General features: G+C 59.1%; 14 protein-coding genes and 1 tRNA gene. 9 read left to right on the top strand and 6 right to left on the bottom strand.

What is annotated here, in order from left to right; all coding sequences use genetic code 11:
- The first annotated feature begins 437 nt into the window (after positions 1–437).
- Together RS75_RS06085 and RS75_RS06080 are read left to right on the top strand one after the other, a co-directional pair.
- Entirely contained in the window at positions 438–1,130 is a 693-nt protein-coding gene (locus RS75_RS06085; protein WP_045018778.1) for a DUF599 domain-containing protein, read from the top strand.
- 68 nt (positions 1,131–1,198) lie between these two features.
- The gene (locus RS75_RS06080) at positions 1,199–2,164 is read left to right on the top strand and encodes a heparan-alpha-glucosaminide N-acetyltransferase (RefSeq protein WP_045018410.1); all 966 of its coding nucleotides are present in this window, start codon (positions 1,199–1,201) and stop codon (positions 2,162–2,164) included.
- A gap of 255 nt (positions 2,165–2,419) precedes the next feature.
- On the opposite strand, the gene RS75_RS06075 is transcribed toward RS75_RS06080, so the two are convergent.
- On the bottom strand, positions 2,420–2,806 hold the full coding sequence (locus tag RS75_RS06075; protein WP_045018408.1) for a MerR family transcriptional regulator: 387 nt from the start codon (positions 2,804–2,806) through the stop codon (positions 2,420–2,422).
- 85 nt (positions 2,807–2,891) lie between these two features.
- Positions 2,892–4,319, bottom strand: coding sequence for a magnesium transporter (gene mgtE / locus RS75_RS06070; RefSeq protein ID WP_045018406.1), 1,428 nt, complete (start codon positions 4,317–4,319; stop codon positions 2,892–2,894).
- Positions 4,320–4,734: 415 nt separating this feature from the next.
- On the opposite strand from mgtE, the gene RS75_RS06065 reads away from it, so the two are divergent.
- The 3 genes from RS75_RS06065 to RS75_RS06055 are packed head-to-tail and all read left to right on the top strand — an operon-like array spanning position 4,735 to position 7,850.
- The gene (locus tag RS75_RS06065) at positions 4,735–7,035 is read left to right on the top strand and encodes an FdhF/YdeP family oxidoreductase (protein ID WP_045018404.1); all 2,301 of its coding nucleotides are present in this window, start codon (positions 4,735–4,737) and stop codon (positions 7,033–7,035) included.
- A complete protein-coding gene (locus RS75_RS06060) occupies positions 7,035–7,337 on the top strand; it encodes a hypothetical protein (RefSeq protein ID WP_045018403.1) in 303 nt (100 codons plus the stop codon). The genes RS75_RS06065 and RS75_RS06060 overlap by 1 nt, the downstream gene beginning before the upstream one ends.
- 18 nt (positions 7,338–7,355) lie before the next feature.
- On the top strand, positions 7,356–7,850 hold the full coding sequence (locus RS75_RS06055) for a peptide deformylase (protein ID WP_045018402.1): 495 nt from the start codon (positions 7,356–7,358) through the stop codon (positions 7,848–7,850).
- 3 nt (positions 7,851–7,853) lie between these two features.
- Here the strand turns inward: RS75_RS06055 and RS75_RS06050 are convergent, their stop codons facing one another.
- The gene (locus tag RS75_RS06050; protein ID WP_045018400.1) at positions 7,854–8,279 is read right to left on the bottom strand and encodes an OsmC family protein; all 426 of its coding nucleotides are present in this window, start codon (positions 8,277–8,279) and stop codon (positions 7,854–7,856) included.
- Positions 8,280–8,390: 111 nt separating this feature from the next.
- Between RS75_RS06050 and RS75_RS26850 the strand changes: the two genes are divergently transcribed.
- Positions 8,391–8,558, top strand: a complete 168-nt coding sequence (locus RS75_RS26850) for a Thivi_2564 family membrane protein (RefSeq protein ID WP_052679662.1) — start codon at positions 8,391–8,393, stop codon at positions 8,556–8,558.
- Between the two features lie 77 nt (positions 8,559–8,635).
- On the opposite strand, the gene RS75_RS06045 is transcribed toward RS75_RS26850, so the two are convergent.
- Together RS75_RS06045 and RS75_RS06040 are read right to left on the bottom strand one after the other, a co-directional pair.
- The gene (locus RS75_RS06045) at positions 8,636–9,061 is read right to left on the bottom strand and encodes a PAS domain-containing protein (RefSeq protein ID WP_045018399.1); all 426 of its coding nucleotides are present in this window, start codon (positions 9,059–9,061) and stop codon (positions 8,636–8,638) included.
- Positions 9,062–9,620: 559 nt separating this feature from the next.
- Positions 9,621–9,705 (bottom strand) — tRNA-Leu (locus RS75_RS06040).
- A gap of 189 nt (positions 9,706–9,894) precedes the next feature.
- Between RS75_RS06040 and lipB the strand changes: the two genes are divergently transcribed.
- The 3 genes from lipB to RS75_RS06025 all read left to right on the top strand — a co-directional run bounded on the left by lipB (position 9,895) and on the right by RS75_RS06025 (position 12,764).
- Positions 9,895–10,626, top strand: coding sequence for a lipoyl(octanoyl) transferase LipB (gene lipB / locus RS75_RS06035; RefSeq protein WP_045018776.1), 732 nt, complete (start codon positions 9,895–9,897; stop codon positions 10,624–10,626).
- 62 nt (positions 10,627–10,688) lie between these two features.
- The gene (locus RS75_RS06030) at positions 10,689–11,756 is read left to right on the top strand and encodes an NAD(P)-dependent alcohol dehydrogenase (protein WP_045018397.1); all 1,068 of its coding nucleotides are present in this window, start codon (positions 10,689–10,691) and stop codon (positions 11,754–11,756) included.
- Between the two features lie 72 nt (positions 11,757–11,828).
- Positions 11,829–12,764 (top strand): DMT family transporter, encoded by a 936-nt coding sequence (locus tag RS75_RS06025; RefSeq protein ID WP_045018395.1) that lies wholly within the window; start codon positions 11,829–11,831, stop codon positions 12,762–12,764.
- A gap of 20 nt (positions 12,765–12,784) precedes the next feature.
- Here RS75_RS06025 and RS75_RS06020 read toward each other — a convergent pair whose 3' ends face one another.
- The gene (locus RS75_RS06020; protein WP_045018393.1) at positions 12,785–13,243 is read right to left on the bottom strand and encodes a hypothetical protein; all 459 of its coding nucleotides are present in this window, start codon (positions 13,241–13,243) and stop codon (positions 12,785–12,787) included.
- Positions 13,244–13,378: the final 135 nt, after the last annotated feature.

Below are 13,378 nucleotides of genomic sequence, written 5' to 3'. Positions count from 1 at the left end.
GACATGAAGGGAACGATTCGTAGAAAAAGGCGTTCCCCGGTTGCTCATGCCGGACTGCCGATGATACCGGGCCGGAGATGACAAAACCTGTCCGCATGATGCGGGACATATCACAGCCTTGGCAACCCCGAATGCCGGAAACACCGGTCCTGACAAAAGGCTAGGTGCGAACGGTCATTCTGTCAATCGGCCGGCGATATCGGCGAGAATTCAAGCGGAACCGGTACGCAAAACCTTGACCCGGAACCGGCAGACTTTCATCCGCGCCGGAATTGATAAAGCCACTTGGTTACCGGAAGGTTAGCGGAAACGCGGAATGGCGAAGCTGCAACGCGGCGTGAGAATATTTGCCCATGGCGGCCGCCGCCATTGCCTTGCCATGGCCTTCAAATCAATATGCTTTCGAAGATTCGCAAACAGCAGGGTGACCTGACGTGCTGACCGTCATGGACTATGTATCGATCGTCGTTTTCATCGTGTTATGGGCTGCCTATACGCATCTCACGACGGGAACGCCGCTGTTTTCGAGAACCAGCCTCAATCAGGCCATGGCGGAGCGCCGTCGCGACTGGATTTACAACTCCCTCAAACGCGACCTGAAGATGATCGACACACAGATCATGGCGGGTTTGCAGAACGGTACCGCTTTTTTCGCATCCACCTCGATCTTCGCCATCGGCGGCTGCTTTGCTCTTCTGGGGGCGACCGACCGGGTTGAAACCGTCTTTCGCGATCTGCCTTTCGTGCATTATGCCGGGCGCACGGCCTTCGAGCTGAAAGTCATGGGGCTCACCTGCCTTTTCGGTTATTCGTTTTTCAAGTTCGGCTGGTCCTATCGCCTGTTCAATTATTGCACGATCCTGTTTGGCGCCATCCCCATGGTCCATGACGTCAATGCGGATCGTGAGGCGGCGGAGCGCGCCGCTGAAAACGTCATAAAGATGAACATCATCGCTGCTAAGAACTTCAATGACGGGCTGCGGACGATCTTTCTGTCGATCGGTTATCTCGGCTGGTTCATCAGCCCCTATGTCTTCATCGCCAGCACCGTCATCATCACCGTGGCGCTGTTGCGCCGCCAGTTCTTCTCCGAAGCCCGCCGCGCCATCATGGACAGGGACGGGTCTTGAAATAACCGTACTTCACGGGCCAAGCCCTGAATGAACAACGGCTTCAGACAGCTGAAACAGCGGGAATTATGAAAACAACCACAGCCGCAACCGATACCCGCCGCAAAGGCCGCATAGGCGGCCTCGATACCCTGCGCGGGCTCGCCCTCATCGCCATGGCGTCCTACCACTTCACCTGGAATCTGGAATATTTCGGCTATCTGGAACCCGGCACGGCGACGACGGGCCTGTGGAAACTCTATGCGCGCGCCATTGCCAGCTCGTTCCTGTTCCTGGCCGGTTTCAGCCTGTTTCTCGCCCATGGCAGAGCCATAAACTGGCCGTCCTTCGGCAAGCGTTTTGCGATGGTGGCCGGCGCGGCATTGCTCATCACCGTCGCCACCTATTTCGCCTTTCCGGATAGCTTCATCTTTTTCGGCATCCTGCACAATATCGCCGCCGCAAGCCTCGTCGGGTTGCTGTTCCTGCGCGCGCCCGCGCTGGTGACGCTGCTTTTCGCGGCACTTGCGTTTGCACTGCCGCACTACGTGCAGTCCGATTTTTTCAACAGCAAATGGCTGGCATGGGTCGGTTTCTCTACCATGCCGCCGCGCTCGAACGATTATGTGCCGCTCTTGCCCTGGCTGGCGCCATTCCTTGCGGGACTAGCGGTCTCGCAATTCGTCACACCGCGCGACTGGCTGGACCGTTTTCGCAACCCGAGTTCACCCCGCAATCTGATAGCAAGTGCCGGCCGCCACAGCCTCGCCTTCTACCTCATCCACCAACCGGCGCTGATCGGCCTCGTCTACGCCATATCGCTCGTGGCCCCGCCTCCCCCGGTCGATCAGGTCGAGCTTTACAAATCGAGTTGCGAAAAAAGCTGCGTCGAACAGGCGAACGGGCAGGAATTGTGCCAGCGTTTCTGCGGCTGCACGCTTGAAAAGCTGCAGGCGGAAAGCCTGTTCGACATCATGATGGAAGGCAAGCTCACCACCGATCAGCAGACGAAGGTGAGCGATGTGGCGCAGCAGTGCACGGTTGAGGCGCAGTAACGCACGTTAGCGCCTCACATTGCTGAGATCATCTCGCGACTTAAGTGCGATTGTGGGCCTGGTTAAACCCATCTTCCGTCACCCCGGGCCTGATCCGTGGTCCCAGTGCGATCTAGTCTTTGATCGTGATAAGGCTCTTCTCACGGCGCAGACGCGCCGTGGCTGAATTCCGGGTCAAGCCCTGCATGACGGGAGAGAGGTTTCATACCGGCAGCCTGAAAGCCCTCACGTCAAGCGCAACGGCGGGAGCCCTTGTCAAGTCCCAACGCCGATTTCGGCAAGGCGTGTCAGGCATGCCTCTTCGACATTGTCGAGTTCAGCCAGCGTCTCTTCGATGTCCTTGCGCTTTTGCCTGAGATCGGCGCGCTTTTCATCGACCTTCTTCATCAGCAGCACGAGTTGGCCCGATTCACCCGGCGGCTCCTTGTAGACGTGAATAATCTCGCGGATTTCGGAGATGGTGAAACCGATACGGCGGCCGCGCAGGATTTCCTGAATGAGACGCCGGTCCGCGGACCGGAAAAGTCGAGTACGTCCGCGACGCTCAGGGTGAATCAGCCCCTCGTCCTCGTAAAATCGCAAGGTGCGGGTGGAAACACCGAATTCGCGTGTCAGTTCAGTTATGCTATAATATTTGTCCAAGGGCCTATCCGATTCATGACCGGATAATTATTATTTGACCTTCACGTAAAAGTCAATTTTCCCTGCCGACTTCGCCTGTTCGGGCCTATCCTGAAATACCGTACCACCACGTGGCGATGCCGAGAAAGGCAAAAAAGCCGACGATGTCCGTGACCGCTGTCACGAAGACGGCGGAGGAGACGGCGGGGTCCGCGCCGAACTTGTCGAGAACCAGCGGAATGAGGATGCCTGCCAGCGCTGCCGCCAGCATGTTGAGACACATGGCGGCGGCGATGATGCCGCCGATATGGACATCCTGAAACCACACGCCGGCGACGATGCCGATGGCACAACCGAACAACATGCCGTTCAGAATGCCGACACCCGCCTCGCGCCGGATGATGCGTGCAGCATTGTGAATGTCGAGGCTTTTGGTGGCCAGCGCCCGCACGGACACGGTCATGGTCTGCGATCCGGCATTGCCGCCCATGCCGGCGACGGTCGGCATCAGGATCGCCAGCGCGATGATCTGCTGGATCGTCGCATCGAACAGGCTGATGACGGAGGCAGACAGAAAAGCGGTGAGGAGGTTGACGGCAAGCCAGGGTACACGCGAACGCGAGGTGCTGACGATGCTGTCCGACAGTTCCTCGTCGCCCACGCCGCCAAGGCGCAGCAAATCCTCCTCGGCTTCTTCCTGAATGACGTCGACCACGTCATCGATGGTGAGGACGCCGACCAGCCGGCCGTTATTGTCGACGACGGCGGCGGACAGAAGGTCGTATTGCTCGAAAACCTGCGCCGCTTCTTCCTGGTCCATTTCGGCCGGAATGGAGTGGTTGGTCTCGTGCATGATCGTTTCGATCCTCGCCTGACGCTTGGCGCGCAGCACCTTGTCGAGATCGAGAGCGCCGACGAGCTTGAAGGTAGGATCGATGACGAATATCTGGGTGAAGGAATCCGGCAGTTCCTCTTCTTCGCGCAGATAATCGATGGTCTGTCCCACGGTCCAGAACGGTGGCACGGCCACGAATTCCGTCTGCATGCGGCGGCCGGCGGAGCTTTCCGGATAATCCAGCGCCCGCATCAGCCGCACGCGTTCGGTGAACGGCAGCTGCGAGAGAATGTCCTCGCGATCCTCATCGTCGAGATCTTCGAGAATGTAGACAGCGTCGTCCGAATCCAGCTCGCCGATGCCGGCGGCGATCTGCTCGTTCGACATCTGATCAACGATATCGAGACGGATGCCTTCATCCACCTCGGTCAGCGCCGTCATGTCGAAATCGGCGCCCAGCAGCCGCACCAGCGCGTGGCGCTGTTCCGGCATGATGGATTCGAGCACGTCGCCGAGTTCGGACTCATGCAGCCGCGCCACATTCTTGCGCAGGAAAAGCAGGTCTCGGTCGGCAATCGCCGCACCCACCATCGCCAGAAAATCAGAACGGACGGACCCGTCATCGGCGTAGATATCGGAGGGTGCCTCTGTCGGCCTCGACTCTTCGGGCGCGTGAAGATCGTCGTCACGGTCTGTCATCTGGCGTCCTCTTGTCTAAATGCCGCACTGCACGAATGCGCAGGCAGAATGGCGTTAAAAAGCATATTGTCAACAACCGGATAGGCGGAAAACAACAAGCCCCGGGACTGCGACGAAAATGTCATGGGCCGCCCCTTCGCGAGACCGTGATGGCAGAGCAAAGCGCCCCATATTGATGCCTCGGGCAGACGGCATCTCAATCCGTACAACGTCCCCCAAGCCCCGACCGTTCCCCCGCAAAGGACAGGGACAGGCCAGAATAGACCCATGCCCGTGCCGCAGGAACCGGTAAGATAGAGATTGACATATGTCGCCCATAGACGATTCTGAAAGAGCTTTTTTTATATATGATCGGCCACCGCGAAAAGGCATCCGCCGTGCGGCCGGCCAGGTAAATTTCAGGATAATCACGACAATGAGCAAGACGGATTTCATCGGCAAGGCATCCGCCGCCGCAGGCGGCTGGGGCGCGCTTAAGAGCGTCGGCAAACGGCTGATGGAATCCGGCGCGCCGATTTCCGGTGCGCGGGCGCTGCTGAAGACGAACCAGCCGGATGGCTTCGACTGCCCGGGTTGCGCCTGGGGCGATCCGGAACACGGTTCTTCCTTCGAGTTTTGCGAAAACGGCGTCAAGGCGGTGGCGTGGGAAGCGACGGAAGCCCGGGTGCCACCCGATTTTTTCGCCACCCGCACCGTTTCCGAACTGCGTGGCTGGTCTGACTACGATCTGGAAAAACAGGGCCGCCTCACCCACCCGATGCGTTACGACCGGGCGACCGACAGATATCTGCCGGTGTCGTGGGACGCCGCCTTCGCCGAAATCGGCAGGATGCTCAAAGGTTTAGACAGCCCGGACCGTGCGGAGTTCTACACATCCGGCCGCGCCTCCAACGAGGCGGCCTTCATCTATCAATTAATGGTACGGCTTTACGGCACCAACAATTTCCCCGACTGCTCCAACATGTGCCATGAGGCGAGCGGCGTCGGCCTCAAGGAGTCGATCGGCGTCGGCAAGGGCACGGTACTGCTCGAGGATTTCGAACAGGCGGATGCGATTTTCGTGATCGGGCAAAATCCCGGCACCAATCACCCGCGCATGCTGGGCGACCTGCGCCGGGCGGCACTTCGCGGCGCCAAGATCGCCGTCTTCAACCCGATCCGGGAAAAGGGGCTGGAGCGCTTCGCCGATCCGCAGGACAAGATCGAGATGGTGACCGGCGGCAGCACCAAGATCGCCACCAACTACTACCAGCCGAGGCAGGGCGGCGACATGGCGGCCGTGCGCGGCATGAGCAAGGCGATCTTCGCCGTCGACGATGCCGCAAGGGCGGCGGGAGAGCCCGCCATCATCGATGACGACTTCATCGCCGACCACGCCACTGAGTTCGACGCCTATCGCGCCGCCGTCGAGGCGACCGGCTGGGACACCATCCTCGAACAATCCGGCCTGACCCGCGCGGAAATCGAGGAAGCCGCCGGTATCTACATGAATGCCGGTTCCGTCATCGCCACCTGGGCCATGGGCGTCACGCAGCATCGCCACTCGGTCATTATCGTTCGCGAGATCGCCAATTTCATGCTGCTGCGCGGCAATATCGGCCGGCCCGGCGCCGGTCTTTGCCCAGTGCGCGGCCATTCCAACGTGCAGGGCGACCGGACCGTCGGCATCGACGAGAAAGCACCGCCAGCATTTCTCGACGCGCTGGAGAAGGAACTCGGGGTTGCCTTGCCGCGCAAGCCCGGCCACAACACCGTCGAAGCCATCGCCGCCATGCTGGATGGCAGGGCGCAGACCTTCATCGCGCTCGGCGGCAACTTCCTGCGGGCGACACCCGACAGCCCGCTGATCGTCAAGGCTTTCGAAAAACAGAGACTGACGGTCAATATCGCGACCAAGCTCAACCATTCGCATCTGGTGCCGGGCGAAACCTCCTTCATACTGCCCTGTCTCGGACGAACGGAAATCGACCGCAATTCGGCAGGTCGGCCGCAGATCGTCACGGTCGAGGACTCCATGAGCATGGTGCACGGTTCCGGCGGCATCAACCCGCCCGCCTCCGACGAGCTGCGCTCCGAAGTCGCCATCATTGCCGGTATCGCCGAAGCGACGCTGGGCAATGCGCATGTCGACTGGAAGGCGCTTGCCGATGATTACGACCTCATTCGCGACATGATCGAGCGGGTCATTCCCGGTTTCGACAATTTCAACGAGCGCGTCCGCGTGCCGCGCGGTTTTCACCTGCGCAACACGGCCGCCGAACGGGAATGGAACACGCCGACGAAAAAGGCGACCTTCTACAGTGGCCCGCTTCCCGAACAGACCGAGCACCAGCAGGCTCTCACGCGCGACAACCTTTTCGTTTTGCAGACTTTCCGCAGCCACGATCAGTACAACACCACGATTTACGGCATGGATGACCGTTATCGCGGCGTCTATGGCGAGCGTCAGGTCATCTTCATGAACCCCGTGGATATGGAGGTGCTCGGCGCCCATTCCCGCCAGCGCGTCGATGTCATCGGCGAATATGGCGATGGCGTGGAGCGGATCGCGGAAAACTTCCGGTTGGTACCTTACAATATCCCGCGCGGCAGCGTCGGCGGTTATTATCCGGAACTGAACGTGCTGGTGCCATTGTCGAGCTATGGTGAAGGCAGCTTTACGCCAACGTCCAAATCGGTGCTGGTCTCCTTCCGCCTGCGCCCGGATGCGCCTTGATGGCTGAGGAGCAATCCGCAGCCTCTTTCATGGCGGCGGTGGAGCAGATCGTGCAAGGGTCCTCGCAGGTGCTGACGGCCACGGGGGCGGCCATTCTTCTGGCGATCCAACTGGATATCGCCACGGACAGCCGCAGCATCGCCAAACGGCTGGGACTTGCACACGCTCTCGTTCTGCGCGAAATCACCATTCTGTCGCCCCGCTTCGTGCGGGTGACGAAACGCGATGCCCGCACCCAGCGCAGCTTTCTGGAGGCGACGACGGAAGGACAGGCGCTCGCCGCGTCATTCTCCCCTATTTGAGACGAACGGAGCATTTCCTTGGCAATCAGGCCGATCCTGCCCTACCCCCATCCCGGTCTTTCCGAGATCTGCGCGCCGGTGATCGATTTTGACGACCAATTGCAAACGCTGGTCACAGACCTGATCGACACGATGCGCGCCGCCCCCGGCGTCGGCATTACCGCAGCCCATATCGGCGTAAAACAGCGTGTTTTCGTACTTGAGCTGACGCCGGGAACCGTCCTGACCTATATCAATCCGGAAATTCTCGACCAATCCGCACAAACCATGCGGCATATGGAGGGCAGCGTCTCGATGCCCGGCTTCACCGAGGAGGTGGAGCGTCCGTCTGAGGTCGAGGTGAAGTTTCAGGATACGTCGGGCATGGAACATCGCCAAACCGCCGAGGGATTTCACGCCATCTGCATCCAGCATGAGATCGACCAGCTGGACGGTCTTTTTTGGCTGAAACGCCTCTCGAAGCTCAAACGCGACCGGCTGGTGAAAAAATGGGAAAAATCTCGAAAGCCGTGATGATCAGCCGGTAATCGACAGCACGAATTCCGCGTCGCCCTTCAGCGTGTTGCTGACGGTGCAGATATCCTCGGCCATATGCGCGATCGCTATGCGGGTCGCCTCGTCGAAACCCCCGGCAATCTCGATCCGGATATCGAAACGGACTATTCGAGACGGCTCCTCATCGGCCTTTTCGCCGGAGACGTGAACCGTGACCTTTTCGAAGCCGTCGAGCAGACCCATGCGGCTCGCCGCGATGCGGGCGCTGAGCGCCAGACAGGCCGCAAGCGACGAATAGAGAAGATCGACGGGATTGAACCCTGGCTCCGAAGCACCCGTCATCACCGTCAGCGCGCCGCCAGTGGCAGTGACGACATCGGGACGTCCAAGACGCCCAAGCGCAACAATGGCCCCCGTTGGCCGCTTTTTTATCCTGAGCTGTTTCACGTCTTCTCCCGCCTCTCGATGTCACCGCATGGAACCAAAACTAGCCTCACGCTTTTACGCACGCAACGGTGAACGACCGTTGAGGATTGATTGAAAAGGGAGCTGGGACATATGGTTACATCTACGCTCGTCGGTATTCTGATCACCTTCCTGGTGATCGTGCTTGTCTTGTGGCTCATCGCACGACTGCCCGTGGGTGGCGGCGCGAAACAGATCGCTCAGGTGATCGTCATCATCATCGGCATTATTTCGCTGTTGAAATACCTTGCCGTCTTCTGATGTCCCGGCAATGCGCGAAAAATAAAGGCGGCGAAAGCCGCCTCTTTTTATCCGCGATTTTCACAAGCCCCCGACCGCTATTGGCGCGGCTCGAACCGGTAGGCTTTTTTAAGGGTGATATCCCGAACGCTGCCGAGGCCGAGAAACGGCGTGTTGTCGGCATCGAAGATCGCCCTGCCCTTCGCCACGATCCAGCGCGCGGAACCATCAGGCAGATTGACCTTGTAGCGCTGATCGAAGAACACGCCGGTGGTGATGCTTTCAAAAATCGCCTGCGCCACCCGATCGCGCATTTCGATATCGATTCTTTCGAGAATATCCTCGATCGTCACCCCCTGCGATCCGACCATTACAGAAAATCCATGACATTCCGCGGTAACGGCATCCATGATCAGCCTGTTGTCGGAGATGCTCCACATATAATAGCCGATCGCATTGTCTGAATCCGTTTTGTCCCCAAGCACGAAAACCTCCAGACAGTTTTTCCTGACAAACGCTAACATCAGACCTCTAATATTCCACCCCTCGTTTTATGGGGGTAACGACTCCGCCACTACACCGTGCATCGATATCCACCGAAATTTGCCGACGACCAAATCCGGATATCGGTGTCGAGAGGATCATAAATTCCGGGGAGACGTCGCAAAGCCGCTCGCTTGCACCTACATAGCTTTGCGCTAAAATTTCCAAGGAGGCTAATATGCTGCGAACCGCTCTTACTTTTGGACTGTTGTCGGCAACTGTTTTTCTCGCCGGCTGCCAGACGTGGCAAAGCCCTTATCGCGGGACCGAATGGCGGATGGACCAGGTCATGGATGGCGACCCCTATCGGGTCGGTGACGGCAATCGCGGGGGGAGACGCTAAGCCGTCGAAGATTTCATCCGAATGGCGGCGAGATCGATAATCTGGCGGCCTGAAACTTTAAAGCCCGGGCTGCCGAGACGAAAACACGTCGACGCGGCCCGAGGCGGATTTCATCGCCATCAAATTCAACTTTTGTGGGAGAATGCAACGCCAAGCGATTGGCACAAAAAGAAAAAACCCGCCGAAGCGGGTTTCTTTGGTGCGGTCGAGAAGACTCGAACTTCCACGGGTTGCCCCACAGCGACCTCAACGCTGCGCGTCTACCAATTCCGCCACGACCGCATCGTGGTAGGCGTCGACTTGCGCCGACGGGGGTGCATGTAGCAAAAGGATTTTCGGTGCACAAGAGCGTCGTGACAGTTTTTTGAAATTAAAAATCGCGCCGACCCACCCTATATGCAGGAAGCCCGCAAATGCTGGGGTTGCCGCCTTGTCATCATTTTGCGAGAAGGCTGTGGAAAGGACTTTTTCATGCTCACACGTACGGATATCGAGACAAATATGCTGCCGGTCGCCGGCTCGCCGCCCGTCCGCTGGCGAATCTCGGAAGGTCTCGTCCCTTACGAGCTGGCGACGGAGGAAATGGAGCGGGAAGTTGCCGCCATCGCCAGCGGCGAGGCCGACGAACTCGTCTGGCTTCTGGAACATCCGCCGCTTTATACCGCAGGCACCAGCGCCGATGCCGTCGACCTCATTGAACCAGATCGTTTTCCGGTCTTTGCTACGGGACGCGGCGGCGAATATACCTATCATGGGCCGGGACAACGGGTCGTTTATGTGATGCTCGATCTGAAACGGAGGCGACAGGATGTCCGTGCCTATGTGGCGGCGCTGGAAAATGTCATCATCCGCACGCTCGACAAGATGAATGTGCGCGGCGAGCGGCGCGAGGACCGTGTCGGCGTCTGGGTCAGGCGGCCGGAGAAACCCCTGCTTCCCGGTGGTGGTATGGCCGAGGACAAGATCGCCGCTCTTGGCATCCGGCTGCGGAAATGGGTGAGCTTCCACGGGCTGTCGATCAATGTCGATCCCGACCTCACGCATTTTACCGGCATCGTGCCCTGTGGCATCAGCGCCTATGGCGTCACCAGCCTTGTCGATCTCGGATTGCCGGTTATGATCGGCGACGTCGACGTTCTGTTGCGCGAGGCTTTCGAGGAGGTTTTTGGCGAGGCAGTACCCGAAACCGGTTATGGCGGCTGATTGACCCCAACCTTTGCCGCCAGCCGGTGTTTCCAGCATCGATCACCAGAGGAGGAACAACCATGTTCACAACGTCCGCCTATGCCTGCGATGACGGTTCTGCGCCGATGAAGCTCGCGACCATCAAGCGTCGCGATCCCGGTCCGCGCGATGTCGAAATCGAGATCGAGTTCTGTGGCGTCTGCCACTCCGATATCCACACGGCCCGCAGCGAATGGCCGGGTTCCCTCTACCCTTGCGTCCCCGGCCACGAGATCATCGGTCGCGTCGGCCGGGTTGGCGCGCAGGTCACCAAGTTCAAGACGGGGGACCGCGTCGGCGTCGGCTGTATCGTCGACAGTTGCCGTGAATGCGCAAGCTGCGCCGAAGGGCTGGAGCAATATTGCGAAAACGGCATGACCGGCACCTATAATTCGCCTGATAAGGCCATGGGCGGCGGCGCGCATACGCTGGGCGGTTATTCCGCCCATGTGGTGGTCGACGACCGTTACGTGCTCAATATCCCTGAAGGGTTGGATCCGGCCGCCGCCGCACCGCTGCTCTGCGCGGGCATAACCACCTATTCGCCGTTGCGGCACTGGAACGCCGGTCCTGGCAAGCGTATCGGCGTCGTCGGTCTTGGCGGCCTCGGCCATATGGCGGTCAAGATCGCCAATGCCATGGGCGCGACGGTGGTGATGATCACGACATCACCCGGCAAGGCGGAGGACGCCAAGAAGCTCGGCGCCCATGAAGTAATCGTCTCGCGCGACGCCGACCAGATGAAAAAGGCCGCTTCCAGCCTCGACCTCATCATCGACGCGGTTGCCGCCGACCATGACATCAACGCCTATCTCGCTTTGCTGAAACGCGACGGCGCGCTGGTACAGGTCGGCGCGCCTGAAAAGCCGCTCTCCGTTCACGCTTTCAGCCTTATCCCCGGCCGCAAGACCTTTGCCGGTTCGATGATCGGCGGAATTCCCGAAACCCAGGAAATGCTCGACTTCTGCGCCGAAAAGGGCATCGCCGCGGAAATCGAAATGATCGATATCGATCAGATCAATGACGCTTATGAACGCATGATAAAAAGCGATGTGCGTTATCGCTTCGTCATTGATATGAAAAGCCTGCCGCGCCAGGAAGCCGCCTGACCCTTCGAGGGGAGCGCCTTCCGGCGCTCCTTTTTCTCGTTGGACCTTTTGGTCGAAAGCGCAGCCAGACCCATGACCAGCGAGACCGGCTTCAACAATGTCGCCAAGGGCATGACCATCATGGCCGGCTGCATGTTCGTGCTGCCAATCATGGATGCCATCGCCAAATACATGGCGGTCAGCGGTGGCATGTCACCGGCACAAGTCACTTTCTACCGGTTCTTCTTCCAGCTTCTGTGCACCCTGCCCCTGTTGCTTCTGGTGTCGCCGAAAGCACTGTTCAGCGCTAAGCGACCATGGATGAATTGCCTGCGTGGCGTGCTGCATGCCAGCGCCAGCCTGATGTTCTTCGCCGCCGTCAAATACATGCCGCTCGCCGATGTCTTTGCGATCTACTTCGTCGAGCCCTTCATGCTGACGATGATGTCGGCCCTCTTCCTCGGTGAAAAAGTAGGCTGGAAACGCTGGACGGCGATTGCGGTGGGTTTCGGCGGCGCATTGATCGTCATTCAGCCGAGTTTCGAAATCTTCGGCTGGACGTCTCTTCTGCCGGTCGCCTGCGCGTTTCTCTACACGCTTTATCTGTTCCTGAACCGCGCCATCGGCGATGCCGACAGCCCGTTCGTCATGCAGACCATGTCCGGCATTGCCGGCACGGTATTCATGGGTGCGGCACTTCTGGCCGGTGATGCTATCGGTGACAAGGATTTCGCGATCTCGCTTCCGCAGTCCGGTTTCACCCTCACCCTGCTCATCCTGCTGGGATCGATATCCGGCTACATGCATCTCCTGATCGTCAGGGCCTTCAGGCTTGCGCCGCTATCGCTGCTGGCGCCGTTCCAGTATTTCGAGATCATTTCGGCGACGGTGCTCGGTTATGCGCTGTTTTCGGATTTCCCGACGCCGTCGAAATGGCTCGGCATCCTCATCATCGTCGCATCCGGCCTGTTCATCATCTGGCGCGAGCGCATACAGGTACAGACCAACCCGCTGCTCAACGGGCAATGACGCCGACACCCACGCGCCCCTCAGGTGCCTGAGGGCAGCGTTCCTTCGTCGTGATGGTCCTGCGCCTCCACAAGGCTGCCGAGCAGCCACAGGGAAACCTCGGCCGCCTCCCCGGCGGACTTGAAGCGGTATGAGCCGCTATATTTCGGCATATCGAAAAAGGTAACGACGAAACCGTCACCGCTTTCCAGACCTTCGACCCTTATCCGCTCGGGATCGATCAGCACACATACGTAATGAGACCCCATATTGCGCATGAAGCCGGCCTTGTTGTCGTGCAGCCGCACAAAGGCCGCACCGCCGTCCACGCTCATATGCAGGCTTCTGATCGCCTCATTGGGAAAAGCGCGGGCGAAATCCATGATCGCCTGCCCCACATCATGGCTGTTATCGTCATCCGTCGCCCGCGTCATGCGCCAGGCATAAACAGCGAAGACCGAAAGCAGTACGAAAACGATAATCCAGATCGCAATATTCATCCGGGACGCTCCCTCAGCACCGAGACACCGTGATTCGCGAATCGAAACGATGCGAACCCGGCTCAGTTACATAAAGACCGAGGCTTGCGTGAAGTGTGGCTCCTCAAAATCGATGCGAAGATCGGCATCGTTTTG

It is taken from the genome of Rhizobium nepotum 39/7 (genome assembly GCF_000949865.1).
Taxonomy (GTDB): domain Bacteria; phylum Pseudomonadota; class Alphaproteobacteria; order Rhizobiales; family Rhizobiaceae; genus Agrobacterium; species Agrobacterium nepotum.
The sequence above is the reverse complement of the archived record's forward strand: the minus strand, read 5'-3'. Positions and strand labels throughout refer to the sequence as shown.